Source organism: Limnohabitans sp. (genome assembly GCF_036804465.1).
Taxonomy (GTDB): domain Bacteria; phylum Pseudomonadota; class Gammaproteobacteria; order Burkholderiales; family Burkholderiaceae_C; genus Limnohabitans.
Map to the genome: position 1 here is coordinate 112,902 of NZ_DAIRSK010000002.1, position 23,329 is coordinate 136,230.

Consider the following 23,329-nt stretch of genomic DNA (forward strand, 5'->3'; position numbering starts at 1 on the left):
CCCCGGGCTGCCTTCCTTGTGTTGTGCAGTCTATTTTTGAAACTGGAGCCACACTGGTCGCGGTGGGTTCTTACTGGAGTTAATTATGAAATTTGTCGCTTTTGAGCGCGCTAAGCAGGGAACGGGTGCGAGCCGCCGTCTGCGTATCACGGGTCGCACACCAGGCATCGTCTATGGTGGCACGGCTGATCCCATCTTGATTGAACTCGATCACAACGCGTTGTGGCATGCCTTGAAGAAAGAATCGTTCCACGCTTCTGTCTTGCAAATGGAATACAACGGCACAACTTCCGAAGTGTTGTTGCGCGACGTTCAATACCACCCGTTCAAACAACTTGTCTTGCACATCGACTTTCAGCGCATCGATGCCAACACCAAGATGAAGAAAAAAGTGCCTTTGCACTACTCTGGTGAAGAAAACTCCCCAGCGGTCAAAATTGATCAATGCTTGATCAACCACATTGCCACTGAATTGGAAATCTCTTGCATGCCCAAAGATTTGCCAGAGTTCATCGCTGTGGACTTGAGCAACTTGACCAAAGGCCACTCTTTGCACGCCAAAGACATCACCCTGCCCGAAGGCGTGACGGTTGTGGCGCCTGGCACCTCCAACCCCGTGTTGGTAGCCGTTGTCGCCACCAAGGCTGAGGCTCCTACAGCTCAAGAAGCTGCAGCCGCTGCTGGCGACAACAAAAAGAAAAAGTAATCCGCCTTGCGCGATTGCACTGAACGGCCCACTTCGGTGGGCCGTTTTGCTTTGGAATAATGCTGACATGATCAAGCTCCTCGTTGGCCTCGGTAACCCAGGCCCTGAATACGAAGCCACGCGGCACAACGCTGGCTTTTGGTGGATAGACACCGCTGCGCGCGACCTCAAGGTCCAGCTTCAGCCAGACCGCGCTTATCACGGCTTGCTGGCCCGCACCTCGGTCAAAGGCGAGAACGTGTGGCTGCTTGAACCGCAAACCTTCATGAACCTCTCAGGCAAGTCGGTGGGGGCGTTGGCGCGTTTCTTCAAAATTCAAGCGCAAGAAATTTTGGTGGTGCACGATGAGTTGGACATCACGCCTGGCGAAGCCAAACTCAAACTCGGTGGCAGTCACGCGGGCCACAATGGTTTGCGCGATATCCATGCACAACTTGGCACAGACCAATACTGGCGGTTGCGCATTGGCATTGGTCACCCGGGTGTGAAGTCAGAGGTTGCGAATTGGGTGCTGAAAAAACCAGCCTCCGATCAACGCAGCGCCATCGAAGACTGCATCACACGCACCAGCTTGGCTTTGCCGCATTTGCTGGCGGGCGACATGGTCAAAGCCACGCAAATGATTCACACCGCCAAGCCACCCCGGCCCAAACCACCTCGGCCGGCCACTCAGCCTGGCACAGACAAGACAGGGGTTGATGCTGATGTTGACAAATCACAAGACAAAGGGAGTGACGCGAACTAACACCCTCGTGGGTGCCACGCGCATTGGTGTGTGGCGACACGGCATGGGCTGCAGTTGCATTTCATGGCGTGCCATCACGTGCGCAGCACTTGCCCTGCTGATCAGCCATCACGCCAGGGCAGATACCGCCTACCGCTGCGGCGATTCTTACAGCCCCCATGCCCAATGTGCCAACGGACCCGCAGCACCCCTTGCACCGACGTCCGAGTTGCGCAATGCAGGGCAAGACAAAGCCAACGCCAGCAGTGACTTGCGCCAAGCACAAGCTTTAGAAAAACAAAGGTTGCTAGCCGAGCGCCAAGCGGCCGAAGCAGCACCCCTGAGGTTCAGCGCGCCCCTTGCACCCCCTGCCAGTGTCACCCACCAAGCCACCCAGCCGCAGCGCGGCAAGCGCAAAGGCAAGCGCGGCCAACAACCCAGCCCCTACTTCACCGCGGTAGACCCCAACGCAGCAGCCCAAAAGAAAAGCACCGCCAAAGCGGTGCCTGAGAAAGATTCATCGCGCCCATGACAGCGCAGCGCGTTGCCAAAGGCTGGCGACTAGGCGCTTTGCTGCAACAGCCGAAACTTCGCCAACAAAGCATCCCGCCCTTCCACCCGCTCAGGGTTCACAGGAATGCACGCCACGGGGCAGACCTGCACACATTGCGGCTCATCGAAGTGCCCGACGCACTCGGTGCATTTGTCGGGGTTGATTTCGTAAATCTCTGGCCCCAAGAAAATGGCTTCATTTGGGCACTCGGGCTCACACACATCGCAATTGATGCATTCATCGGTGATCATCAAGGCCATAAAAATCCGTCCGTGGGCTAAAACTTCAATTATCCCGCGCTTGCAATAACCGCTTTTGGCTATACACCGGCTGCTCAGGCAAATCAGCCAAATGCGTGGCATCGGCCCACGCTTGAATGTGCAACGCGCCGTCACGCCAAGTCACTTGGTTGATGCCTGCGTTGGGTATGTCGCACTCACGCGGGCCACTGAGAGACAAGGCCTGCGCCTGACGCCACACCATGTCAAGTACGCCGCCATGCGTGACCACCACCACATGCTGGCCTGCATATTGCGAAGCCAGCGTATGCAAGGTCGCCATCACACGCGCATGGAAGGCGCGCGTGGTTTCAGCCCCTTCCACTGCCACATCCGCATCAAAGTCCAACCAGCGCTGCCAAGCGACCGGATTTTGGGCTTGAATGTCTGGGCTGCGCAAACCCTCAAACATCCCGTAACCCTGCTCTCTCAAACCCGCATTCAAAATACAGTGGTGACCCAACACATTAGCCACAGGGTGTGCGGTTTGTTGGGCGCGCAGCAAATCGCTGCTGATGGTTTGGCTAGGCGTTCGGCCTTGTGCTTGCCAATCCTTCAAATGTTGGGCGATACGGGCTTTGAGACGCTGCGCTTGTTCTAGCCCCAAGTCGTTGAGTGGGACATCCCGCTGGCCTTGAAAACGCAGCTCACGGTTCCAAGCGGTTTCACCGTGACGGATCAGCAAAAAATCAGTCATGGCAAGTTCTAAGGAGCGAGTGAAGACAGCGCTGCTTTTTTGGCCAGCAAGCGTTTATAAACACCAGAGGACACCAAATTCTGCCCATCGTCGCCAGCTCCTAGCAGAGAGATTTCACGCACAAAGGTACTGGTGATGAATTGGTATTTGGCACTCGGCGTCAGAAAAACCGTTTCCACCTCTGGCATCAGTTCTCGGTTCATGCCTGCGAGTTGAAACTCGTAATCAAAGTCGGTCACGGTGCGCACGCCACGCACCATCACAGTGGCCTGATGCGTGCGCACAAAATCACGCGCCAAACCACTGAAGGGCACCACTTCAACTTGGGGGTGGGCCGACATCACCTCACGCGCCATGTCCATGCGCTCGTCCAAAGTGAACAAGGTTTTTTTGTGGTGTGCGGTGGCCACCGCCAAGATCACTTTGTCAAACATGGCCGCTGCACGCAGCACGATGTCTTCGTGGCCCAAGCTGATGGGGTCAAAAGTGCCGGGGTAGATGGCAACAACTTGCTTGGACATGGATGCTCCTGTGTATTTCGTTCTTCAAAAATCAAATTATGCAATTCGGCGCAACAGGTGCGCATGAACCGCACCAGCCTTGAGGTGGCGATGCAACACCAGGCCCATCGGCTCTAGCTGAGCGTCTGTCCAAGCGAGGGGGGCTTCGAGGTACACAAAGCCATCCGCCTTCACTGCCTTGCCAGCGGCTTGCAGCGCCGGCTCAAACAAGGCGCCGTCGAACGGGGGGTCAATAAAAATCAAGTCCACACTCCATGCGCTGAGTTGCCTCAAGCGCGCCACACCATCGGTGCGCAACACCTCCACTTGCGTGGCTTTGAGACGAGTCACTTGCAGGCTGAGCTGCGCGACCAAGGCAGGGTCTAGTTCGCACAACAGCACATGAGCCGCACCGCGTGACGCAGCCTCTAAGCCCAAGGCGCCCGTGCCAGCAAATGGGTCCACACAGCGCCAGCCCACCAACGACTGACCTAACCAGTTGAACAAGGTCTCGCGCACGCGATCAGGCGTGGGACGCAGACCAGGCTTCAAAGCCACGGGCAACTTGGTGCGGCGCCATTCACCGCCGATGATGCGTACCTCGCCAGCCCCTTTGTGACGTTTTTCCAAAACGGGTTTGGCTGAGCTTGCTCGATCAGGGGTAGGTGTGCGGCTTTTCATAGAATGGACTGATTCTAGAAACACCCACACATGTTTAGCCTCTTTAAGAAAAAAATCACTGATCAGACTGCAGCTCAGACTGGCCTCGATGCAGCCGCAACCCCCGAACGCGCGCGCGCCAGCTGGATGGCACGTCTTGGCCAGGGTCTGCGTCGAACCGGCCAAAGCATCAGCACCGTCTTCACGGGCACGAAGATAGATGACGGGCTGTATGAGGAGCTTGAAACTGCGCTGCTCATGGCGGATGCAGGCGTGCAGGCCACCGAGTATTTGCTGACCGATTTGAAAAAACGCGTCAAAGACACGGGCACAACAGATCCCTCTGCAGTCAAAGCCCTGCTGGCTGCGTCCATCGCACTGCTGCTCAAACCACTCGAAAAAACGCTCACCATCGGCGCACACAAACCCACCATCATCATGGTGGCAGGGGTAAACGGGGCAGGCAAAACCACCTCGATTGGCAAGCTCACCCGCCATCTCAGCGACAGCGGCGCATCGGTGCTGCTGGCAGCAGCCGACACATTTCGCGCTGCCGCCCGTGAACAGCTGGCCATTTGGGCCACACGAAACACGGTGGAAATCGTCAGTCAAGAAGGCGGCGACCCTGCGTCTGTGAGCTTTGATGCCGTCACCGCAGGCCGAGCCCGCGGCAAAGACGTGGTGCTGGTAGACACGGCAGGCCGTCTGCCCACGCAATTGCACTTGATGGAAGAGTTGCGAAAAATCAAGCGCGTGCTACAAAAAGCCGAGCCCACCGGCCCCCATGAGGTGCTTTTGGTGATTGACGGCAACACCGGGCAAAACGCCCTCGCCCAAGTGAAGGCATTTGACGAGGTATTGGGCTTGACTGGCCTCATCGTCACCAAGCTAGACGGCACCGCCAAAGGAGGCGTGCTGGCTGCCATTGCTTTGTGGGGCCAAAGCCGCGCTGCAGCTGGCGCTGCGACAGTGCCTGTGTATTTCATCGGCGTGGGCGAAGCCGTCGACGACCTAGAAACCTTCAACGCTCAAGAGTTTGCAGACGCCTTGCTGGGTTAAGGCCCCCAAACACCTTGTGAGCTGCCACGCCCGCTTGTGCTGCGCTGATGTGTATTTATCAAGGGTTAACCCGAAAATTTGACAGGGATTAGCACTCTTGACTCGGGAGTGCTAATATATGTTTTAGTTATCCGAAAGGACTAATTTCATGACCTCGCTGACGCATCAAACACTCGCCATCACCAACCCTTGGGCACCGGTTCCATCCTTAGGCAATTTGGATGCCTACATCACGGCTGCCAACCGTTTTCCCATGCTCACCCCCGAGCAAGAGCAAGAATTTGCACGTCTGCTGAGAAGCAACAATGACCTCGAAGCGGCTGGAAAACTGGTGCTTTCGCACTTGCGATTGGTGGTCTCAATCTCACGCCAATACTTGGGCTACGGTCTGCCTCACGCCGACTTGATTCAAGAGGGCAATATTGGTTTGATGAAAGCCGTCAAACGCTTCGACCCCGACCAAGGTGTGCGTTTGGTCAGCTATGCCATGCACTGGATCAAGGCCGAAATTCACGAATACATTTTGAAAAATTGGCGCATGGTCAAAGTGGCCACCACCAAAGCACAGCGCAAACTGTTTTTCAATCTTCGCTCCATGAAGCAAGGCTTCAAGTCAGACGCACGCGACGACACCCACCGCAACACCCTCAACCCCCAAGAGGTGAGCGCGGTGGCGACCAAGCTCAAGGTCAAGCCCGAAGAAGTGTTGGAGATGGAAATGCGCATGTCCGGCGGCGATGTGCTGCTAGACCCCACGCCCAACGAGGACAGCGACGAGGCCTTTGGCCCGATTGCCTATTTGACCGACACCAACCACGAGCCCACCGCCATGATGGCTGCGCATCAGCGCGATGTGCTGGCCTCGGACGGCATTGCTGCTGCACTGAACGTGCTCGACGCGCGCAGCCGCCGCATCGTAGAAGAGCGATGGCTCAAGGTGCAAGACAACGGCTCGGGCGGCTTGACACTGCACGACTTAGCCGACGAATACGGCGTGAGCGCCGAGCGCATTCGCCAAATCGAAGTGGCAGCCATGAAAAAGATGAAAGCAGCTTTGGCTGACTACGCATAAAGTGGCAAGGGCCGTTGACGCCGAACGTGTCAAAGCAGGGATGGCTGAGGCATCAAGGTGTGGTTTTCAACAAAGCACTGACGTCTTGCGCGAGTGCCTTCGCGCCCATGCCATAGCGCGTGTACAAACGCAAACGTCCTTGGGTATCGTAGACATAGCTACCCGCTGAGTGGTCCATCGAGTAGCTGCTAGGCGTCTTGCCCTCTACTTTTTTGTAATAAATCTTGTAATCCTTGGCCACAACAGCCAGTTGCTCTGGCGTGGGCGTGAAGGCCACAAAGCTGGGGTCAAAGTTGGTCATGTAGGCTTTAAGCAGCTCGGTGGTGTCGCGCGCAGGGTCAACCGTCACAAATACCCCTTGGAGCTTGTCACCGTCAGCGCCCAGCAGGCGTTTGATCTCGACCAATTCGGTCAGCGAGGTGGGGCACACATCAGGACACTGGGTAAAGCCAAAAAACACCACCACCACTTTGCCTTTGAAGTCTGACAAACTGCGTGTTTGGTTATTGTGATCAGTCAGGGTAAAGCCCTTGGCATAGTCTGCCCCCGTGATATCAATGCTGTTGAACTTGGTCTGTTCTGGGCTGCAAGCAACCAAAGCGAATGCCGCCAATACGGTCCAAAAAAAACGACGTGTCATCGCAATCACCACAAGTAATGATCCATCAACAGCGCTGCAAACAAGAGGCTGAGGTGAATCAAAGAAAAGCGAAAAGTTTTCCGCGCTAGCTCGTCCGAATAGTTGCGCCACAAGGCCCAGGCGTAGCCACAAAATCCGAGGCTCAAGATCACCGCACTCACCAAGTAAAACCATCCACTCATCCGGTAGATGAATGGCATCAAGCAAGCAGCAAACAAGACAAAGGTGTAGAGCAAAATTTGCAAACGCGTGAATTCATTGCCATGCGTCACAGGCAGCATGGGCAAGCCAGACTTACGGTAGTCCTCGACGCGGTACAAAGCCAAGGCCCAAAAATGAGGCGGCGTCCACAAGAAAATGATGAGAAACAATATCAAGGACTCAGGTCCCACCTCTCCCGTCATGGCAGCCCAACCCAACACCGGCGGCATCGCGCCCGAGGCGCCACCAATCACAATGTTTTGAGGCGTGAGCGGCTTCAAGATCACGGTGTAGATCACTGCATACCCCACAAATGTGGCAAAGGTCAGCCACATGGTGAGCGGGTTCACCCACACATACAAAATAGCAGACCCAATGGCGCACATCAAGGCCGAAAACAACAGCGTTTCGACATCACTCAATTCGCCTTTGGCTGTTGGCCTCCAAGACGTGCGCTTCATGCGTGAATCAATGCCTTTTTCGACCAAGCAGTTAAAGGCCGCGGCAGCGCCTGAAACAAACCAAATACCCAAGCAAGCCAACAACCCCAACTCCAACTCAGGCCCCGACGGCACACCAGGTACCGCCAGCACCATGCCAATCAACGCACAAAAAACGATGAGTTGAATCACGCGTGGCTTGGTCAGTGCATTGAATTGGCGCAAGCGTGTGAGAGGCAAGGAGGCAAGGCTCATAAAAAAGTTTTTCTGATCATCAATTCAACACCGTGCTGTGCGAGGCACGCGCGCCGGTCAACATCCACACCAACACCACCACCAAAGCCGCAGCGCCACCGGTGTGCATGACCGCTGAGATCAGTGGCCATTCCAGCAACACATTTGACAAGCCCGTGAACAACTGCAACACCAAGCATGCCAACAGCCAATTGGATGCAGGGATCATCGGGCGTACACGGCGCAATGCAAAACCTAACCAAGCCAAATACAGCATCACCACATAAGCCGCCAAGCGGTGAACATAGTGAATGGCCGTGAGCGACTCAAATACCAAGGGCTGGCCGTTGGCATCTACACCCAAATGGCGCCAAAACGTAAAGCCTTGTTCAAAGTTCATCAAGGGCCACCAACTGTTTTGGCACATCGGGAATGTGTTGCACGCCAGCACCGCGTAGTTGGTGCTGACCCAGCCACCCAACAACACTTGCACAGTCAACAACAAGAGTCCAAACAGGGTTGCTGCATACAACATGGGGCGAATCAAAATAGCTTGGCTGCGTTCGCTTGCCAAGCGCTGGCGCTGCACTTGCATCGTCAGCAAGGCGAGCAGCACCATGCCGCCCATCAAATGCAATGTGACGATGAGTGGGAACAACTTCATGGTGACCGTCAGCGCACCAAATGCACCTTGCACACACACCCACAGCAAAGTGAATGTGGGCCACAACAAGCTCACACTGGTATCGCCTCGCCAACGCCTTAGCCCAGCAAATGCAGCCAGCGTCAAGATCAAGCCACCCACCGCCATGGCCATGTAGCGGTGAATCATCTCAATCCAGGCTTTGGTATGCGTCACAGGGCCGTCGGGCATTTGCATTTGCTCGGCTGCAATGGCAGCCTGCGCACCCAATGGGCTGGCATGGCCGTAGCAACCCGGCCAGTCGGGGCAACCCAAGCCAGAATCGGTCAAACGTGTGAATGCGCCGAACAGCACCAAGTCAAAGGTAATGAACAATGTGACCAAGGTCAACACTTGTACACGTCTTGACATCGAGGCCTTGGGATTGCGCAACCACACCCAGCACAAGGGCAACATGGCCACAAGAGCGCCCATGATGAGCAGGTGAAGCGCAGGCGTGAGGTTAAGGAGCTTGTCAGTCATTGGGTAGTTATTAGATGGCGGACTTATCGACCCGGCTCGTCCCACGAGGCCGCTGCACGCAGCAAACGCTCCAGATCACGTTTGGTTTTCAAAGCACCTTCATTGCTGAGTTTGGCGGGAAAACGCATCATCCATTGACCATGCGGATCAACCAAATACAAATGGTCTTGCAATTGTTGTCCCTTCGCAGGCTGCAACCATTGCGCCAATGCGTCAACAGGCATGCGCAGCACAGTGGCTTCTTTCAAACCCGGCAAGATGCTGGTGGGCACGGGGGCCGCATCGCTGACCAGCCAAACCCACTCGGTACGCGCACGCTCTTTACCCAAGCCCATCAAAATTTGGCGCTGCAGGTACAACTGGTTTTGACATTCAGCTTGGCAGTCGCCGCCAGCCACACTGACCAACAACCACTGACCTTTGAGCTCAGGCAGTTGCAAAGCAACGCCAGACAAGCTTTGTACTGTGACGTCTGGCAAAGCGCGCATCGGCTCAATTAACTCGCCAAAGTTGCGACGCCCTTCAGGGCGCACCACGTAATAAGTGAAGTACGAAGCCACCACGGGCGCTGCACACACCAACAACACCAGCAACATACGCAAGCGCCCATTGCCGACGCGCTTGGCATCTGCCCGCACCACGTCGATGGGAGAAGGCAGGTCATACACCGTCATGCCAAGTGGCTGGTCTGTTTTAGTTCGGGAGGCGTCTTGCATGGCGGTAGGGTTGAATGAATTGGAACCAAATATAGAGAATCAACTGAAGCGCAGCGAGTGCAAACCATTGGAAGGCGTAAGCCAGGTTTTTCTCAACGCCCGCCGTGATGACCGGCCAGTCACGCTGCAAACCTTCGGAATTGGCATCTGTTTGCAATACCGTGGCCGCCAACGTACCGCCCACCTGCACTGCATACACACCGAGATCTAGATTTTGCCGAATATGGTTTACCTTTGGATCCGTGTTGTCAAAACCAGGGTCAGCCGTCAACGACATCAAGGGCGATGGTGGCGGCGCAATGCGGCCTTGGATCTGCACCACACCTGTAGGCGTTTGAATTTCTGGCAACAAGGTGCGGTCTAGCTGATGACGAGGCACCCAACCACGCTGCACCAAGACGCGTGTATTGGCATTGAGTTGCAAGGGCGTGATCACCCAAAAGCCAGCGCGTCCATTCATCGGGCGGTTATCTAGATACACCGTGTGCTGGGGCAGCCACTGACCTTGCAAACGCACACGTTGGTGCATGAGGTCAAAATTTGTAGGGTCATCCAACAGCGCCGAGGTGTTCAACACGCCCGCTTGCATTTGCACCACGATGGCAGCTTGGCGTTCTTCTTTTTGCGCAGCACGTGACAACTGCCAAAAACCCAAACGCACCGTCAACGCCACACCTATCACCATGGCCAATGTCACCCATGCAAACGCACGGGTGCGTGGGAGGGAGATAATCGTGCGCATGAAATACATTGTTGCAATTGCCTTTTTAGCCATTCTCGCCAGCTTGGGTTCTGCCTTGGTCTTCATGATGCGCAATGGGCGCGGTGGTCAAACCAAGTCAGGTCACATGGTCAAGGCCTTGGGGCTGAGGGTTGGCGTGTCGATTGTCTTGTTTATTTGTGTTCTGATTGGTTGGCACTTGGGCTACATCCAACCCACGGGCATTCAAGCAGGTCAATAACCCCAAACCCACCAAAGACAAAGGCCGCACTTGCGGCCTTTGTTGTGTCTGCGTGTGTCTTACAGCCAATACACCAAGATGTAGAGCCCCAACCACACCACGTCCACAAAGTGCCAGTACCAAGCCGCGCCTTCAAAGCCAAAGTGCTTGTCAGAAGTGAAGTGGCCTTTTTGCAGGCGCAAAGTGATGACCAAGAGCATCAACATGCCCAAGAACACGTGAAAGCCGTGAAAACCGGTGAGCATGTAGAAGGTTGAGCCATACACACCCGAGGTCATTTTGAGATTCAAGTCGCTGTAAGCATGCGCGTATTCGTAACCTTGCACAAACAAGAACACCACACCCAGGGCCACCGTGAGCCACATGAACTTGATGGTGGTGTCACGCTTGTTTTCGATCAAAGCATGGTGCGCGATGGTCAAGGTCACGCCTGATGTCAACAACAACGCGGTGTTGATCGTAGGCAACCAAAACGGCGTCATGACTTGGAAAGGCTCAATGATGCTGGCAGGTGAAGCCGTCATACCAGCCGCCATGCTGGGCCATACCGCCTTGAAGTCAGGCCACAACAAGGCGTTCTCTAAGTTACCCAGCTCGGGCACTGAGTGCGAACGCGCCCACCACAAAGCCGAGAAGAAGGCACCAAAGAACATGACTTCAGAAAAAATAAACCAGCTCATGCTCCAACGAAATGACAGGTCAATCTTGTGACCGTACAGACCACTTTCGCTCTCAGAAATGGCATCACCAAACCACTGGTACAACACCACGAGCCAAAATACCAAGCCAAAGAACAAGCTGTACTTGCCCCACTCGACACCATTGACCCACTGGCCCGCGCCAAGGATCACAAAAAACAAACCCAATGCTGCCAGCGCCGGGTGGCGTGACGCATGCGGTACGTAGTAGTAAGGCGTTGTGCCGTGTGCTGTGCTACTCATATCCATTCCTTCATTATTTATTTATTTAGCGACGACCAGATTGACGAAAACAATCAAACTGATGACAAACAAAAAAACTGCGACCAAACCCACCCCAAGCACATGCAAGGGGGTGATCTTGTCTATATCTTCTTGGAACTCGCTACTTTTGCGAATTCCTAAAAACGACCATGCCACCGCTTTGACAGAACGCATGAGAGACACCTTGGTACTCATGAACCCACTCCAGCTTTAGGTGCCACATCCAATGCAGCGGTAGGCGCTGCAGGTGTTTTAGAGCCCACTTCAAAGAAGGTGTAGGACAGTGTGATGGTGGTCACGTCTTTGGCTAACTTGGGGTCAATCACAAACACCACAGGCCACTGCTTTTTTTCGCCGGGAGCCAAAGTGTATTGGTTGAAACAAAAACATTCCAGCTTGTTGAAATGCGCTGCCGCTTGGCGTGGGGCATAACTAGGAATGGCTTGCGCAGACATGACGCGGTCTTGCACGTTTTCAAATTCGTACATGACCGTCATCATCTCGCCCGGGTGCACTTGCAAGGAGCTTTGTGCGGGCTTGAACTTCCAAGGACCACGCGCATTGGCGTCGAACTCGACCGTGATGGTGCGGCTGGCGTCAACTTGCGTGTTTTTGACTTTGGCACGGGCATTGCCTGAACCAGGAATTTCGCGCTCACCCAACGCCAAGATGTTGATGCCTGTGAGCTCGCAAATCGCCTTGTACATCGGCACCAAGGCATAACCAAATGCAAACATGCCAGCCGTCACCACGAGCAGCTTTTTGAACATCAACAGGTTACGACGTGGTGCAGCCATGGTGTCAGCGATTCAACAAAACAACCTTGGCAAAGAAACCAGCAAAGAACACCACTGCCACAGAGGCCAAGATCAGGCCCGTACGGAGGTTCTTTTTGCGTTGTTCGGGCGTGCTCATGATTAACCGATCACGCGGGTTGCCGTGACATCGAGCTTGGGTGGGTTCTCAAAGGTGTGGAAGGGTGCGGGTGATGGCACTTCCCACTCCAAACCTTCAGCAGCTTCCCAAGGCTTGGCGGCAGCTTTTTCACCTTGGCCGCGCATCGCTGGCAGCACCACGAAGAAGAAGAAGTACACCTGCGCAAAACCGAAGAAGAAAGCACCCACCGAAGCCAAGGCGTTGAAGTCGGCAAACTGCATGGGGTAGTCGGCGTAGCGACGGGGCATGCCAGCCAATCCCAAAAAGTGCATGGGGAAGAAAGTGACGTTGAACGAAATCAGTGTCCACCAAAAGTGGATTTGACCGCGTGTTTCGTTGTACATCACACCAGTCCACTTGGGGCACCAGTAATAAAAACCTGCAAACATGGCAAACAACGAACCCGCCACCAACACATAGTGGAAGTGAGCCACCACGTAATACGTGTCTTGCACTTGGGTGTCGATTGGGGCCATTGACAAGATCAAGCCTGTGAAACCACCCATGGTGAACACAAAGATAAAGCCCACTGCAAACAACATGGGCGTCTCAAATGTCATTGAGCCTTTCCACATGGTCGCAATCCAGTTGAACACCTTGACGCCAGTGGGCACCGAGATGAGCATGGTGGCATACATGAAGAACAGTTGACCCGTCACTGGCATGCCCGTGGCATACATGTGGTGCGCCCAGACGATGAACGACAAAATCGCAATCGATGAAGTGGCATACACCATGGAGGCGTAACCAAACAATTTCTTACGCGCAAACGCAGGCACGATGTGGCTGATGATGCCGAAGGCCGGCAAGATCATGATGTAGACCTCGGGGTGACCGAAGAACCAGAAAATATGCTGGTACATCACTGGATCACCACCGCCAGCGGGGTTGAAGAAGGTGGTGCCAAAGTGACGGTCTGTCAATGTCATGGTGATCGCGCCAGCCAACACAGGCATCACGGCAATCAGCAAATAAGCGGTGATCAACCAAGTCCAAACGAACATGGGCATCTTCATCAAGGTCATGCCAGGTGCGCGCATGTTGAGCACGGTGACCACAATGTTGATCGAGCCCATGATGGACGATGCGCCCAAGATGTGCAGCGCAAAAATACCCGCATCCATCGACGGGCCCATTTGCAGGCTCAGCGGCGCATAAAGCGTCCAGCCAGCAGCAGGAGCGCCGCCTGGCATAAAGAACGAACCAGCCAACATAGCAGCAGCAGGGATCATCAGCCAAAAGCTGAAGTTGTTCATGCGGGCAAAAGCCATGTCAGACGCGCCAATTTGCAGCGGGATCATCCAGTTGGCAAAGCCCACGAAGGCCGGCATGATGGCGCCAAACACCATGATCAAGCCGTGCATGGTGGTGAGTTGGTTGAACAACTCAGGATTGACCAGTTGCAAGCCAGGCTGAAACAGCTCGGCGCGAATCAGCAGCGCCAAGACGCCGCCAATGATCAACATGGTGAAGGCAAACAACAGGTACAAAGTACCGATGTCTTTGTGATTGGTGGCATACACCCAGCGGCGCCAGCCGTGAGGGGCACCGTGGTGGTCATCGTGGTCGTGACTGTGGGAATCGAGGACTGCGCTCATAATGTGTTCCTTCTAAACGCTAGCTTTAACGGGCGGCCTTGACATCGGCAGGCTGAACCAGCTGGCCGGTCTTGTTAGACCAATTGTTTTTGGTGTAAGTGATCACGGAAGCGATGTCAGTATCACTGAGTTGCTTCCAAGCTGGCATAGAGCCATTGCCTTGCCCCTTCAAGAGCACCATGATTTGTTTGCTTGCGTCTGCATCCAACACCACGGCTGCACCATCCAAGGCCTTGATGGGCCCTGAGCCCTTACCAGTCGCTTGGTGGCAGGCAGAACAGTTGGCGGCGTAGACCTTTTCGCCGCGCTTGGACAAGTCAGCCAGCTCCCAAACCTTGGAGGGATCGTCTTGCTTGGCGGCCATTTTCTTTTGTTCGCCGTCCACCCATGCGCTGTAATCCGCAGCGCTGAGCACCTTCACATGAATAGGCATGTAAGCGTGCTCTTTACCGCAGAGTTCTTGACACTGACCGTAGTAATCGCCCACTGTTTCAGCGCGGAACCAAGTGTCGCGAACAAAACCGGGGATGGCATCTTGCTTCACACCCAGTGAAGGCACTGCAAATGCGTGAATCACGTCATTGGCCGTGGTGATGATGCGAACTTTTTGATTGACGGGAACCACCAAGGGGTTGTCCACTTTCAACAAATAGTTGTCGATATCGACACCTTTGGCGCCGTTGTTTGACATTTCACGGTGCTCATTGTCCAAAGTCGAAATGAAGGCAATGCCCTCGCCTTGGCCTTTGATGTAGTCGTAGCCCCACTTCCACTGGTAACCCGTGGCTTTGATGGTGAGGTCGGCGTTGGATGTGTCTTTTTGGGCCACCACCGCTTTGGTAGCTGGGAGGGCCATCAAAATCACAATGATGAAAGGAATAACGGTCCAAGCAATTTCAACATTGACCGACTCGTGAAAACTGGCCGACTTGTGACCCACAGACTTGCGGTGCTTCCAAATGGAATAGAACATCACACCGAAAACCGCCACGAAAATCACCGTGCAAATGATGAGCATGAACCAATGCAACCAACCCTGCTCAATCGCAATTTTGCTTGCACCCGGTTGCAGGTTCAGTTGTCGAACGCCAGGCCCACCTGGTAAATCGTTCACTGCCCAAGCAGCCGTACTCGCCCAAGCGGCAAGGAACAACACACCTGAAGTCAACTTTTGGAAAAGATTGTTCTTCTTCAATTTGATCGCCTCAATATTCATCTTTAGGACTACAAATCCGCCAAACACTGATTTAATTAAAAGTGTTTTTTATGTGATTTGCGCTACAAGTTTGTTCAAAAATCATACAGACTGGGCACCAAGGGATTGCCCTAGTAGGGTTTTCATCTCTTGCAGTGACACTGTACTATGGTTTTGAAGCTTTATCCTTGGAAAGGGCTTTAAAGCATGGCCATAAATCACTTCCACCGTCAAGGTGAGTCGCCCATCCTTGTCGGGTTTGGCCAAAGCCAGTAAGGCCGTTTTTAACTGCGCCAACCACCGCTTACCCCGCAAACCTGCAAAACGCTCGGCATGCAAATTGCGCCCCATCAGTCGACATTCAGCCAATAAGGCTTCGACATTGGCGTAAGTCAATGTCATGCGCTCCATATCCATGACTGGCTCGGCAAATCCGGCTTGCACGAGCATGTCACCCCAATCATGCATATCCGTGAAGGCATGGGTGGCAGGCGGCCAACCTTGACTCTGATACACCTGCGTCAATTCACGCAAAGTGTCTGGTCCGAGGCAGGAAAACATCAAAAAACCATCCACAGCCAGCAAACTGTGCCACTTTTGCAACAAGGCCTGAGGCTCGTAGCAGGTGTGCAAGGCCATGTTGGCCCAGACCATGTCCGCACGCTCTGGCAAGGCTTTGCCAAACATCAACGCATCGGGCTTGAGCCATCTTTTCCACCAAGGCGATTGCAGGGCTTGACGCGCCAAACTTTCTCTTGCGCCTGAAGTCTCCACGACGCAGCACTGCGCTTGTGGGTAACGGGCACGAAGTTTGGCATGGGTTTGCAAACCGCCGCTCACAGGTGCCCAATCCACCCAAGACTTGGGCTGCAAACGGATCCACTGCAAACGATCTTCCATGCGTTGCCCAATTTCCTCGTGCAACCAAGGTGACTGCTGATGCGGCCAAGCCGCCCAACGGTGGCAAGCCGCAGGGTCCAAGGAGGGGGGGCGATCAGTGCTTGAAGTGGATGACATGTTCAGCATTATCGATACCGCGCCCTTCGCAAACATTGCACATCGCTTCAACCCAAATTGGCGCAATGTCTTTCCAATCCTTGCATGTTGCGCTGGCCCAGTCTTTGTCATATCTGCCGCCGCTGGCCCAGCCAGCCTTTGTGCACACCGTGCGTGGAGCGTTTTGCACAGCCCACCCTGCGCTGCCCGACCTGCGCCCTCACGCAAAACCATGCTCCCCACACCACCCACCACCCACTGAGCGTCCATTGCCAAAATTGCGCTGAGCATCCCAGTCCGCTAGACGGCTGCGTTGCCGCGGTGAGCTACACCTTTCCTTGGTCCGATTGCATTGCCCGCTTCAAGTTCCAAGCCGACCCTGGTCTGGCCCGCACCTTGGCCAACGTGATGCGCCACGCGCCATGGATTGAACCCGCGTTAGACGCAGCCCAGCTCGTCGTTCCCATGCCCCTCACACCCACCCGCCTGCGCGAACGCGGGTTTAACCAAGCCCTCGAGTTGGCCCGCCACTTGGCGCCGCTCAAAACCCATGCCCACACCCTGCTGCGCCGTGGTGGCAATGCCCATCAAGTGGGTGCCTCACGGCAAGAGCGGCTCGACCATGTGCGTGATGCGTTTTGGGTTGCACCCGACCGTGTGACGGCTGTGCGCGGTCAGCACATCTTGCTGGTTGACGATGTCATGACCACCGGCGCCTCTTTGTATGAAGCGGCCCGGGCCTTGCGTGCAGCAGGCGCGGCGCGCATCACAGGAATGGTGCTGGCCCGAGCGGAGACGCGCGATGCGGGACAATGAACCCATGTTTCACATCGTCCTCGTCCACCCCGAAATTCCGCCCAACACAGGAAACGTCATCCGCTTGGCGGCCAACACCGGTTGCACCTTGCATTTGGTAGAGCCCTTGGGCTTCTCGATGGAGGACAAACACATGCGCCGTGCTGGCTTGGACTACCACGAGTACGCGCCCGTGCTGCGCCATGCTGACTGGGCCTCCTTTTTGAACGAAGCCAAGCCCGACCCAACCCGCCTATTTGCCATGACCACCAAAGGCTCCAGCACAGCACACGACAGCAATTTTCAGCCTGGCGATTGGTTTGTGTTTGGATCTGAGACCAGCGGTTTGCCCGCAGACATTCGCGAAAGCTTTCCCCCCACACAGCGCTTGCGACTCCCCATGCGGGCTGATCAACGCAGCTTGAACTTATCAAACTCGGTAGCCGTCATCACCTATGAAGCTTGGCGACAAAACGGCTTTGCTGGCAAAGCCTAAAAGACCATTGAAGCAAGCCAAGGCTTATAGCCCCCGACAGCCAAACATATAGCCCTAGGTTTTAAGCCCTCGCCTACACTAGAGGGCTTGATTTATATCGTTTTACTTTCCTCATGAGCGCTTTCCTCGACGAAGAAGTGCTGTCCGTCCACCACTGGACCGACCGCCTGTTTAGCTTCACCACCACCCGCGACACCTCGCTGCGTTTCTCAAACGGCCACTTCACCATGATTGGCTTGCGCGGCGACAACGGTAAACCTTTGCTGCGTGCCTACAGCATCGTCAGCGCCAACTACGAAGAACACTTGGAGTTTTTGAGCATCAAGGTGCAAGACGGCCCCCTCACCTCTCGGCTACAACACATCCAAGTGGGCGACAAAATCGTGGTCGGCAAAAAGCCCACCGGAACTTTGCTGATCGATTATTTGCTGCCCGCCAAAAACCTCTACCTCATTGGCACGGGCACGGGCTTGGCGCCCTTCCTCAGCATCGTGCGTGACCCCGAAACCTACGAGCGTTTTGACAAAGTCATCTTGGTGCACGGCGTGCGCGAAATCAAAGAGCTGGCCTACCACGACTACCTGAGTACAGAGCTACCCAAGCACGAGTTCTTGGGCGAGATGGTCAGCGCCCAAATGCTGTACTACCCCACCGTCACCCGCGAGGCCTACAAAAACCAAGGCCGCGTGACCGACTTGCTCACTTCAAACAAGCTCACCCAAGATTTGGGCTTGCCCAACATCGACCCCACCAACGACCGCATCATGATTTGCGGCAGCCCTGAATTAAACAAAGACATGCGTGCCTTGCTGGAAGCGCGCGGCTTCAAAGAAGGCTCCACCACCACCCCGGGCGACTTTGTGGTGGAACGTGCCTTCGTTGAGCAGTAACCCCAAAGCCGCTGATGTTTGAACCCAGCCAAGCCGACGTCAGGCGCTTCTTCTGCTCGGTCTACGCCAAATGGCGCAACGCGCAGCCCATGGATGCACTAGAAACTTTGGCCAGTCAATGGGTGGCTGAACATCCCGAGTACCACGCCGACTTCTCTGATGTGGATGCCGCGCTTGAACGCATGTACGAGGTGAAAGACGGCAAGACCAACCCCTTCTTGCATTTGTCCATGCACCTGTCGGTGAGCGAGCAATGCTCAATCGACCAACCTCGCGGCATTCGCCAAGCGGTGGAACTGCTCACCGCTAGGCGCGACTCGTTGCATGATGCGCACCACGAAACCATGGACGCGCTAGGCCAAATGATTTGGGAAAGCCAGCGCAGCGGCCGTCCTCCCGATGGCCACGCTTACATCGACGCGGTACAACGGCGAGCCACACAAGACTGAGACCCAAGGCGCATTAAGATCTCCAATAACTTCAACAATAAACAAGCCATGCTTTCAACTTAATGCAAGCTGCCATATGACCCCGTGAAAGACGACAACGTCAGCGCTTGGTTTTGCCTCATGGCACACATGGCATTCCTGCCGATGCGCAAAAAAAGCCCGCATTCGCGGGCTTTTTTTTGATGTCAACCAAGTTTTATCGGAACTTGCTTTGCGGGACGATCTTCAAATCGCCTTGTTGAGCAGCCATGTAGTTGGCCAATTCTTTGAGCTCGGCTGTGGTGTATTGTTTGGCAATACCGCCCATGACGCCGTTGTTACGGCCCCAAGTGGCATTGCCCTCCACCTTGTAGGACTTCAAAGCCACGTACAAGTAATCGGCATGTTGACCTGCAATTTTGGGGTAGCTGGGGTCGATGGGCTTGGCAAAGTTTTCACCATGGCATGACGCGCAAGCGCCTTTGGCCAGCAAGGGTGCCACCTTGGCATTGGGCTCAGTGGCTTTGACGGGCAAGACAGCGCCTTCTACCTTGCCGTGGTTGGCGTAGTAAGCAGAGATGTCGGCCATGTCTTGGTCCGTCAGGCTAGTGGCAATGCCGCGCATGGTGGGGTGCTTGCGTTCGCCTTTTTTGTAGGCGTTCAACACAGTGGTGATGTACTTTTCGCTTTGGCCTGAGATTTTGGGAACTTTGTAGACTTCAGGGAAACTGGCTTGGTAGCCCGCAATGCCGTGACAACCGATGCACATGGCAATTTTGGTGGCGCCTGCGTTAGCATCGCCCTTGACGTCTTGCGCACAGGCCAAAGAAGTCACAGCAGATACAGTGAGAGCAAACGCGATCGAGACAAACTTGTTCATTGAGAAACCACAATCCCTAGAGGTTGATATTGGTCAAATAATAGACGGAAAATACATGAAATTTACAGGCACAGACAACTACGTTGCGACCCAAGATTTGATGTTGGCGGTCAATGCCGCCATTGCACTGAAGCGTCCCTTGTTGGTCAAAGGTGAGCCAGGCACGGGAAAGACAATGTTAGCAGAAGAGGTGGCTCGGGCCTTGGGTTTACCCTTGCTGCAGTGGCATATTAAATCCAGCACCAAGGCACAGCAAGGTTTGTACGAGTACGACGCCGTCAGTCGTTTGCGTGACAGCCAAATGGCCGATGCCCAAAGCAGCGAACGGGTCAAGGACATCAACAACTACATCCTCAAAGGGGTGTTGTGGCAGGCTTTCACGGCCGATGAGCCGGTGGCGTTGCTGATTGATGAAATTGACAAGGCTGACATTGAGTTTCCCAACGACTTGCTGCGCGAGCTCGACCGCATGGAGTTTTATTGCTACGAGACGCGCCAGCTCATTCAAGCCAAAAACCGCCCCTTGGTGTTCATCACTTCCAATAATGAGAAAGAGCTACCTGACGCGTTTTTGCGCCGCTGCTTTTTTCACTACATCAAGTTTCCAGATGCCGACACCATGCGCCACATCGTGCAGGTGCACTTTCCCACCCTCAAGCCAGATTTGCTGAGCGTGGCGATGAAAACCTTTTTTGACATTCGCAACTTGCCGGGCCTCAAGAAAAAGCCCTCCACCAGCGAGCTGATTGACTGGCTCAAGCTCTTGGTGGCGGAAGACATCCCGCTTGAGGCGCTGCAAACCGCAGACGACAAAGTGGCCATTCCGCCCCTGGTGGGCGCATTGCTGAAAAACGAGCAAGACACCACCTTGTTTGAAAAACTGGTGTTCATGCAAAGCCGCAACCGATGAAAGAACGAACGATGTTGGCATCTTTGATTGAAGGCCTCACCGACGCCGTGGGCTTTGTGGTGGGCGCCCTGCTGGGCTACGGCTTGGGCGTGACCTTGGGTTTGGATTTGTTTGCCGAAGGGTACGGCACGGGCAGCATCATTGCCATTGTGTTGGTGGGCATTGGGGGCGGCATGGGCTTGCAAGCCGCCCGCTACTTTCGTGCGCCCAAGGCTGACGCCGAATAGGGCCTAGACATGCTGATCGACTTCTTCTACACCCTGCGCGCGGCCAAGCTGCCGGTGTCGGTGAAGGAGTACCTCACCCTGCTTGAAGCACTGCAGGCCCAAGTGGTGGGGCCCGCCAGCGATGCGTGCAGCATGGACGACTTTTATTTTTTAAGCCGCCTCATCCTCGTCAAAGACGAAAAGCACTACGACAAGTTTGACCGCGCATTTGGTGCGTACTTCAAAGGCGTGGCGTTGATGACCGACTTCACCAAGGATGTTCCCCTGGATTGGCTAGAGAAAATTCTGCAAAAAGAACTCAGCCCTGAGCAAAAAGCCGCCCTTGAAAAAATGGGCTGGGACGAGTTGATGGAGACGCTCAAAAAACGCCTTGAAGAACAAAAAGAGCGCCATGAGGGTGGCAGCAAATGGATAGGCACAGGTGGCACATCGCCATTTGGCAATGGGGGCTACAACCCGCAAGGCATTCGCATCGGCGGCAAGGGCGGCAACAAAAGTGCTGTGAAAGTGTGGGACCAGCGCAGCTACCGCGACTATGACGACACCCAAGAGTTGGGCACGCGCAATATCAAAGTGGCGCTGCGACGCTTGCGTCGATTTGCACGCGAGGGATCTGCCGAAGAGCTGGACCTAGATGGCACCATCCACAAAACAGCCGCTAACGCAGGGTTCTTAGACATTTTGATGCGCCCCGAGCGCCACAACAACGTGAAGGTGTTGCTGCTCATGGACGTGGGCGGCACGATGGACGACCACATTGCACGCGTAGAAGAGTTGTTCAGCGCAGCCAAGTCCGAGTTCAAGCACTTGGAGTTTTATTATTTTCACAACTGCGTATATGACTTCATGTGGCGCAACAACAAACGTCGCTACACCGAGAAGTTTGAAACCTGGGACATCATTCGCAAGTACAACAAAGACTACAAGCTCATTTTTATTGGCGACGCCACCATGAGCCCGTATGAAATTGTGCAACCAGGCGGCAGCGTGGAGTACAACAACGATGAAGCCGGTGCAGAGTGGCTGCAACGCTTGCTGCATGCGTTTCCAAAACATGCATGGATCAACCCCGAGCCGCAAGGTGTGTGGGAATATCGACAAAGCATCAGCATGATTCAACAAATCGTCAGCCAACGCATGTACCCGCTGACCCTCAGAGGCCTGGAAGAGGCCATGCGGGGGCTGAGCAAGTAGCCCCGTAAAATACCCACTGGCTGCCGCCGTAGTTCAATGGATAGAACGACTCCCTCCTAAGCGATAGACTACCGGTTTCATTTTTTGTAAGTTGTTGATTTTCAAGGATTTTTATCCTTAATTTTCCAGATAAACCCCCTATTTTTTCGATCCTTCGTGTCCCAAATTTGTCCCACGAGATCTGGAGCAACTCAAAAGACACAAACAGCGCACACGCGTAGCGGATACACAGACTGAGGTTAAAAACCTCTCAAAAAATGGCGACCTGTTAAGATTCACAGTCACCTCCTTGTAGTTCAATGGATAGAACGGAAACCTCCTTTCAATGGGCAGTCACAGGCGAAAGCAGTGGCTGAATGGAGTCAAATTCGGTGAACCCTCTGGTCCAAGTGACTGTGGCAACGCCGAGCCAAGCCAAGAGAAATCTTGGAAGGTGTAGAGACTAGACGGCTCCTGCCTACCGGCGCACAAGCGCCCATGGCAAAGGCATAGTCCAGACCACAAACGATAAATCGGTGACGAAAGTCATAGTGGGATGAAGTTTCAGATACAGGTTCGATTCCTGTCAAGGAGACCAATTAACGCAGGTGGAGTCCACACCTATGGAGCAAACAAGCAACCTGGTTGCCTATTTAAGAACCCGCTCTGGTGGCAAAGAAGTTCTGACCCCAAAGCAGCTTGAACCCATCTTGGGCATCAGCGTCAAGCAGCAAAGCCTCCTGCGCAAAGAGAACAAGCTCGGTTTTCCATACCTGACTATTGGCGGGAAGATCCTTTACAGCATTCACGCTGTGGCTGAAATGCTGACAAGACCCACGCAAACTGCGCCTACCACACCAGAAACGGCGAAGAACGAAAAACCTTCTGCCAGCAAATCAAAAGCAGTGGACAAGTGGCGTTCAAGTTTGAAAGTGCCATCTTCCCAGCCAATCAACATGAGTCAGGCTCTACTGCGCGCCTTCGTCCTGAACAACATACAGACTGAAATTTCAGCCCTCACCTCCCTCACCTTTGAACTTCAAGCGCTTCAACGTGCTGCAGAGTTGAGTGCAGACTTGGAGAAACGGCGACAGCACACCGCAACTGAAAAGAAACCCCGAGTGAAAATTTGACTGCGCCGTAAGCCCAAAAAACGAAGGGCAAGCCTGCGAGAATGGGGGTTATTGAAAACAACCATTTGGAACCCACTGGCGCCAAGTCGTGCAACACAGGTTA

The 23,329-nt window shown here is 54.5% G+C and carries 31 protein-coding genes; 14 read left to right on the forward strand and 17 right to left on the reverse strand.

All coding sequences use genetic code 11. From position 1 onward, the window contains the following. Window positions 1-85: 85 nt before the first annotated feature. The 3 genes from V7Q41_RS01630 (at window position 86) to V7Q41_RS01640 (ending at window position 1,962) form a co-directional block, all read left to right on the forward strand. On the forward strand, window positions 86-706 hold the full coding sequence (locus tag V7Q41_RS01630) for a 50S ribosomal protein L25/general stress protein Ctc (protein ID WP_333841946.1): 621 nt from the start codon (window positions 86-88) through the stop codon (window positions 704-706). Between the two features lie 67 nt (window positions 707-773). Then, entirely contained in the window at window positions 774-1,451 is a 678-nt protein-coding gene (pth, locus tag V7Q41_RS01635) for an aminoacyl-tRNA hydrolase (RefSeq protein WP_333841949.1), read from the forward strand. After that, on the forward strand, window positions 1,438-1,962 hold the full coding sequence (locus V7Q41_RS01640) for a hypothetical protein (RefSeq protein ID WP_333841952.1): 525 nt from the start codon (window positions 1,438-1,440) through the stop codon (window positions 1,960-1,962). Before pth ends, V7Q41_RS01640 begins: the two co-directional genes overlap by 14 nt. A 29-nt stretch (window positions 1,963-1,991) precedes the next feature. On the opposite strand, the gene V7Q41_RS01645 is transcribed toward V7Q41_RS01640, so the two are convergent. Genes V7Q41_RS01645 through rsmD form a run of 4 tightly spaced genes read right to left on the reverse strand, consistent with a single transcriptional unit; the run spans window position 1,992 to window position 4,139 of the window. After that, complete coding sequence (locus V7Q41_RS01645; protein WP_333841954.1) at window positions 1,992-2,243, reverse strand: YfhL family 4Fe-4S dicluster ferredoxin; 252 nt, start codon at window positions 2,241-2,243, stop codon at window positions 1,992-1,994. A gap of 25 nt (window positions 2,244-2,268) precedes the next feature. Then, window positions 2,269-2,958: a histidine phosphatase family protein gene (locus V7Q41_RS01650; RefSeq protein WP_333841956.1), complete on the reverse strand. Its 690-nt coding sequence runs from the start codon at window positions 2,956-2,958 to the stop codon at window positions 2,269-2,271. Window positions 2,959-2,966: 8 nt separating this feature from the next. Then, complete coding sequence (coaD, locus tag V7Q41_RS01655; protein ID WP_333841958.1) at window positions 2,967-3,479, reverse strand: pantetheine-phosphate adenylyltransferase; 513 nt, start codon at window positions 3,477-3,479, stop codon at window positions 2,967-2,969. Window positions 3,480-3,515: 36 nt separating this feature from the next. Next, window positions 3,516-4,139 carry a 16S rRNA (guanine(966)-N(2))-methyltransferase RsmD gene (gene rsmD, locus V7Q41_RS01660; protein WP_333841961.1) on the reverse strand — a complete coding sequence of 208 codons (624 nt, stop codon included), beginning with the start codon at window positions 4,137-4,139 and terminating at the stop codon, window positions 3,516-3,518. 30 nt (window positions 4,140-4,169) lie between these two features. Here rsmD and ftsY point away from each other — a divergent pair, with 30 nt between their 5' ends. Next, window positions 4,170-5,177 carry a signal recognition particle-docking protein FtsY gene (gene ftsY / locus V7Q41_RS01665; protein WP_333841963.1) on the forward strand — a complete coding sequence of 336 codons (1,008 nt, stop codon included), beginning with the start codon at window positions 4,170-4,172 and terminating at the stop codon, window positions 5,175-5,177. Window positions 5,178-5,325: 148 nt separating this feature from the next. Continuing rightward, window positions 5,326-6,249, forward strand: coding sequence for an RNA polymerase sigma factor RpoH (rpoH, locus tag V7Q41_RS01670; RefSeq protein ID WP_333841965.1), 924 nt, complete (start codon window positions 5,326-5,328; stop codon window positions 6,247-6,249). A 52-nt stretch (window positions 6,250-6,301) separates the two neighbouring features. On the opposite strand, the gene V7Q41_RS01675 is transcribed toward rpoH, so the two are convergent. From V7Q41_RS01675 to V7Q41_RS01695, 5 genes are read right to left on the reverse strand one after another with little or no spacing between them, the layout of a single operon-like run. Further along, complete coding sequence (locus V7Q41_RS01675; protein ID WP_333841968.1) at window positions 6,302-6,889, reverse strand: SCO family protein; 588 nt, start codon at window positions 6,887-6,889, stop codon at window positions 6,302-6,304. Window positions 6,890-6,894: 5 nt separating this feature from the next. Next, the gene (gene cyoE, locus V7Q41_RS01680) at window positions 6,895-7,785 is read right to left on the reverse strand and encodes a heme o synthase (RefSeq protein ID WP_333841970.1); all 891 of its coding nucleotides are present in this window, start codon (window positions 7,783-7,785) and stop codon (window positions 6,895-6,897) included. A 19-nt stretch (window positions 7,786-7,804) separates the two neighbouring features. After that, window positions 7,805-8,929, reverse strand: coding sequence for a COX15/CtaA family protein (locus V7Q41_RS01685; protein WP_333841973.1), 1,125 nt, complete (start codon window positions 8,927-8,929; stop codon window positions 7,805-7,807). A gap of 23 nt (window positions 8,930-8,952) precedes the next feature. Further along, on the reverse strand, window positions 8,953-9,645 hold the full coding sequence (locus V7Q41_RS01690) for a hypothetical protein (RefSeq protein WP_333841975.1): 693 nt from the start codon (window positions 9,643-9,645) through the stop codon (window positions 8,953-8,955). Continuing rightward, on the reverse strand, window positions 9,623-10,387 hold the full coding sequence (locus V7Q41_RS01695; protein ID WP_333841979.1) for an SURF1 family protein: 765 nt from the start codon (window positions 10,385-10,387) through the stop codon (window positions 9,623-9,625). The genes V7Q41_RS01690 and V7Q41_RS01695 overlap by 23 nt, the downstream gene beginning before the upstream one ends. On the opposite strand from V7Q41_RS01695, the gene V7Q41_RS01700 reads away from it, so the two are divergent. Beyond that, the gene (locus V7Q41_RS01700) at window positions 10,386-10,607 is read left to right on the forward strand and encodes a twin transmembrane helix small protein (protein ID WP_333842147.1); all 222 of its coding nucleotides are present in this window, start codon (window positions 10,386-10,388) and stop codon (window positions 10,605-10,607) included. The two genes, V7Q41_RS01695 and V7Q41_RS01700, sit on opposite strands and share 2 nt — an antisense overlap. 59 nt (window positions 10,608-10,666) lie before the next feature. On the opposite strand, the gene V7Q41_RS01705 is transcribed toward V7Q41_RS01700, so the two are convergent. The 7 genes from V7Q41_RS01705 to V7Q41_RS01735 form a co-directional block, all read right to left on the reverse strand. After that, complete coding sequence (locus V7Q41_RS01705; protein WP_333841980.1) at window positions 10,667-11,548, reverse strand: cytochrome c oxidase subunit 3; 882 nt, start codon at window positions 11,546-11,548, stop codon at window positions 10,667-10,669. Between the two features lie 21 nt (window positions 11,549-11,569). Next, complete coding sequence (locus V7Q41_RS01710; protein ID WP_333841982.1) at window positions 11,570-11,764, reverse strand: DUF2970 domain-containing protein; 195 nt, start codon at window positions 11,762-11,764, stop codon at window positions 11,570-11,572. After that, window positions 11,761-12,366 carry a cytochrome c oxidase assembly protein gene (locus V7Q41_RS01715; protein ID WP_333841983.1) on the reverse strand — a complete coding sequence of 202 codons (606 nt, stop codon included), beginning with the start codon at window positions 12,364-12,366 and terminating at the stop codon, window positions 11,761-11,763. Before V7Q41_RS01715 ends, V7Q41_RS01710 begins: the two co-directional genes overlap by 4 nt. Before the next feature lie 4 nt (window positions 12,367-12,370). Continuing rightward, complete coding sequence (locus V7Q41_RS01720) at window positions 12,371-12,484, reverse strand: cytochrome oxidase small assembly protein (protein WP_333841986.1); 114 nt, start codon at window positions 12,482-12,484, stop codon at window positions 12,371-12,373. Window positions 12,485-12,486: 2 nt separating this feature from the next. Beyond that, window positions 12,487-14,103 (reverse strand): cytochrome c oxidase subunit I, encoded by a 1,617-nt coding sequence (gene ctaD, locus V7Q41_RS01725; protein ID WP_333841989.1) that lies wholly within the window; start codon window positions 14,101-14,103, stop codon window positions 12,487-12,489. A 25-nt stretch (window positions 14,104-14,128) separates the two neighbouring features. Next, complete coding sequence (coxB, locus tag V7Q41_RS01730) at window positions 14,129-15,298, reverse strand: cytochrome c oxidase subunit II (protein WP_333841992.1); 1,170 nt, start codon at window positions 15,296-15,298, stop codon at window positions 14,129-14,131. A 102-nt stretch (window positions 15,299-15,400) separates the two neighbouring features. Beyond that, the gene (locus V7Q41_RS01735) at window positions 15,401-16,315 is read right to left on the reverse strand and encodes a class I SAM-dependent methyltransferase (protein ID WP_333841994.1); all 915 of its coding nucleotides are present in this window, start codon (window positions 16,313-16,315) and stop codon (window positions 15,401-15,403) included. Window positions 16,316-16,399: 84 nt separating this feature from the next. Between V7Q41_RS01735 and V7Q41_RS01740 the strand changes: the two genes are divergently transcribed. From V7Q41_RS01740 to V7Q41_RS01755, 4 genes are all read left to right on the forward strand, one after another. Then, on the forward strand, window positions 16,400-17,110 hold the full coding sequence (locus V7Q41_RS01740; protein ID WP_333841996.1) for a ComF family protein: 711 nt from the start codon (window positions 16,400-16,402) through the stop codon (window positions 17,108-17,110). Between the two features lie 4 nt (window positions 17,111-17,114). Beyond that, a complete protein-coding gene (gene trmL / locus V7Q41_RS01745; protein ID WP_333841998.1) occupies window positions 17,115-17,585 on the forward strand; it encodes a tRNA (uridine(34)/cytosine(34)/5-carboxymethylaminomethyluridine(34)-2'-O)-methyltransferase TrmL in 471 nt (156 codons plus the stop codon). A gap of 113 nt (window positions 17,586-17,698) precedes the next feature. Continuing rightward, a complete protein-coding gene (locus tag V7Q41_RS01750) occupies window positions 17,699-18,475 on the forward strand; it encodes a ferredoxin--NADP reductase (protein ID WP_333842001.1) in 777 nt (258 codons plus the stop codon). Window positions 18,476-18,489: 14 nt separating this feature from the next. Beyond that, the gene (locus tag V7Q41_RS01755) at window positions 18,490-18,924 is read left to right on the forward strand and encodes a DUF1841 family protein (RefSeq protein WP_333842004.1); all 435 of its coding nucleotides are present in this window, start codon (window positions 18,490-18,492) and stop codon (window positions 18,922-18,924) included. Window positions 18,925-19,120: 196 nt separating this feature from the next. Here V7Q41_RS01755 and V7Q41_RS01760 read toward each other — a convergent pair whose 3' ends face one another. Continuing rightward, window positions 19,121-19,783, reverse strand: coding sequence for a c-type cytochrome (locus V7Q41_RS01760; RefSeq protein WP_333842007.1), 663 nt, complete (start codon window positions 19,781-19,783; stop codon window positions 19,121-19,123). Window positions 19,784-19,838: 55 nt separating this feature from the next. Here V7Q41_RS01760 and V7Q41_RS01765 point away from each other — a divergent pair, with 55 nt between their 5' ends. From V7Q41_RS01765 to V7Q41_RS01780, 4 genes are all read left to right on the forward strand, one after another. After that, window positions 19,839-20,693 (forward strand): AAA family ATPase, encoded by an 855-nt coding sequence (locus V7Q41_RS01765; protein ID WP_333842010.1) that lies wholly within the window; start codon window positions 19,839-19,841, stop codon window positions 20,691-20,693. Continuing rightward, a complete protein-coding gene (locus V7Q41_RS01770) occupies window positions 20,690-20,920 on the forward strand; it encodes a hypothetical protein (protein WP_333842012.1) in 231 nt (76 codons plus the stop codon). Before V7Q41_RS01765 ends, V7Q41_RS01770 begins: the two co-directional genes overlap by 4 nt. Before the next feature lie 9 nt (window positions 20,921-20,929). Continuing rightward, window positions 20,930-22,114, forward strand: a complete 1,185-nt coding sequence (locus V7Q41_RS01775) for a vWA domain-containing protein (RefSeq protein WP_333842013.1) — start codon at window positions 20,930-20,932, stop codon at window positions 22,112-22,114. A gap of 602 nt (window positions 22,115-22,716) precedes the next feature. After that, window positions 22,717-23,226 (forward strand): hypothetical protein, encoded by a 510-nt coding sequence (locus tag V7Q41_RS01780; protein WP_333842015.1) that lies wholly within the window; start codon window positions 22,717-22,719, stop codon window positions 23,224-23,226. Window positions 23,227-23,329: the final 103 nt, after the last annotated feature.

What these genes read in the sequence shown, in the direction of transcription:
- V7Q41_RS01630 (WP_333841946.1), top strand. Translation starts at nt 86, where the DNA reads ATGAAATTTGTCGCTTTTGAGCGCGCTAAGCAGGGAACGGGTGCGAGC.
- pth (WP_333841949.1), top strand. Translation starts at nt 774, where the DNA reads ATGATCAAGCTCCTCGTTGGCCTCGGTAACCCAGGCCCTGAATACGAA.
- V7Q41_RS01645 (WP_333841954.1), bottom strand. Translation starts at nt 2,243, where the DNA reads ATGGCCTTGATGATCACCGATGAATGCATCAATTGCGATGTGTGTGAG.
- V7Q41_RS01650 (WP_333841956.1), bottom strand. Translation starts at nt 2,958, where the DNA reads ATGACTGATTTTTTGCTGATCCGTCACGGTGAAACCGCTTGGAACCGT.
- coaD (WP_333841958.1), bottom strand. Translation starts at nt 3,479, where the DNA reads ATGTCCAAGCAAGTTGTTGCCATCTACCCCGGCACTTTTGACCCCATC.
- rsmD (WP_333841961.1), bottom strand. Translation starts at nt 4,139, where the DNA reads ATGAAAAGCCGCACACCTACCCCTGATCGAGCAAGCTCAGCCAAACCC.
- ftsY (WP_333841963.1), top strand. Translation starts at nt 4,170, where the DNA reads ATGTTTAGCCTCTTTAAGAAAAAAATCACTGATCAGACTGCAGCTCAG.
- rpoH (WP_333841965.1), top strand. Translation starts at nt 5,326, where the DNA reads ATGACCTCGCTGACGCATCAAACACTCGCCATCACCAACCCTTGGGCA.
- V7Q41_RS01675 (WP_333841968.1), bottom strand. Translation starts at nt 6,889, where the DNA reads ATGACACGTCGTTTTTTTTGGACCGTATTGGCGGCATTCGCTTTGGTT.
- cyoE (WP_333841970.1), bottom strand. Translation starts at nt 7,785, where the DNA reads ATGAGCCTTGCCTCCTTGCCTCTCACACGCTTGCGCCAATTCAATGCA.
- V7Q41_RS01685 (WP_333841973.1), bottom strand. Translation starts at nt 8,929, where the DNA reads ATGACTGACAAGCTCCTTAACCTCACGCCTGCGCTTCACCTGCTCATC.
- V7Q41_RS01690 (WP_333841975.1), bottom strand. Translation starts at nt 9,645, where the DNA reads ATGCAAGACGCCTCCCGAACTAAAACAGACCAGCCACTTGGCATGACG.
- V7Q41_RS01700 (WP_333842147.1), top strand. Translation starts at nt 10,386, where the DNA reads ATGAAATACATTGTTGCAATTGCCTTTTTAGCCATTCTCGCCAGCTTG.
- V7Q41_RS01695 (WP_333841979.1), bottom strand. Translation starts at nt 10,387, where the DNA reads ATGCGCACGATTATCTCCCTCCCACGCACCCGTGCGTTTGCATGGGTG.
- V7Q41_RS01705 (WP_333841980.1), bottom strand. Translation starts at nt 11,548, where the DNA reads ATGAGTAGCACAGCACACGGCACAACGCCTTACTACTACGTACCGCAT.
- V7Q41_RS01710 (WP_333841982.1), bottom strand. Translation starts at nt 11,764, where the DNA reads ATGAGTACCAAGGTGTCTCTCATGCGTTCTGTCAAAGCGGTGGCATGG.
- V7Q41_RS01715 (WP_333841983.1), bottom strand. Translation starts at nt 12,366, where the DNA reads ATGGCTGCACCACGTCGTAACCTGTTGATGTTCAAAAAGCTGCTCGTG.
- V7Q41_RS01720 (WP_333841986.1), bottom strand. Translation starts at nt 12,484, where the DNA reads ATGAGCACGCCCGAACAACGCAAAAAGAACCTCCGTACGGGCCTGATC.
- ctaD (WP_333841989.1), bottom strand. Translation starts at nt 14,103, where the DNA reads ATGAGCGCAGTCCTCGATTCCCACAGTCACGACCACGATGACCACCAC.
- V7Q41_RS01735 (WP_333841994.1), bottom strand. Translation starts at nt 16,315, where the DNA reads ATGTCATCCACTTCAAGCACTGATCGCCCCCCCTCCTTGGACCCTGCG.
- V7Q41_RS01740 (WP_333841996.1), top strand. Translation starts at nt 16,400, where the DNA reads ATGTTGCGCTGGCCCAGTCTTTGTCATATCTGCCGCCGCTGGCCCAGC.
- trmL (WP_333841998.1), top strand. Translation starts at nt 17,115, where the DNA reads ATGTTTCACATCGTCCTCGTCCACCCCGAAATTCCGCCCAACACAGGA.
- V7Q41_RS01750 (WP_333842001.1), top strand. Translation starts at nt 17,699, where the DNA reads ATGAGCGCTTTCCTCGACGAAGAAGTGCTGTCCGTCCACCACTGGACC.
- V7Q41_RS01755 (WP_333842004.1), top strand. Translation starts at nt 18,490, where the DNA reads ATGTTTGAACCCAGCCAAGCCGACGTCAGGCGCTTCTTCTGCTCGGTC.
- V7Q41_RS01760 (WP_333842007.1), bottom strand. Translation starts at nt 19,783, where the DNA reads ATGAACAAGTTTGTCTCGATCGCGTTTGCTCTCACTGTATCTGCTGTG.
- V7Q41_RS01765 (WP_333842010.1), top strand. Translation starts at nt 19,839, where the DNA reads ATGAAATTTACAGGCACAGACAACTACGTTGCGACCCAAGATTTGATG.
- V7Q41_RS01770 (WP_333842012.1), top strand. Translation starts at nt 20,690, where the DNA reads ATGAAAGAACGAACGATGTTGGCATCTTTGATTGAAGGCCTCACCGAC.
- V7Q41_RS01775 (WP_333842013.1), top strand. Translation starts at nt 20,930, where the DNA reads ATGCTGATCGACTTCTTCTACACCCTGCGCGCGGCCAAGCTGCCGGTG.
- V7Q41_RS01780 (WP_333842015.1), top strand. Translation starts at nt 22,717, where the DNA reads ATGGAGCAAACAAGCAACCTGGTTGCCTATTTAAGAACCCGCTCTGGT.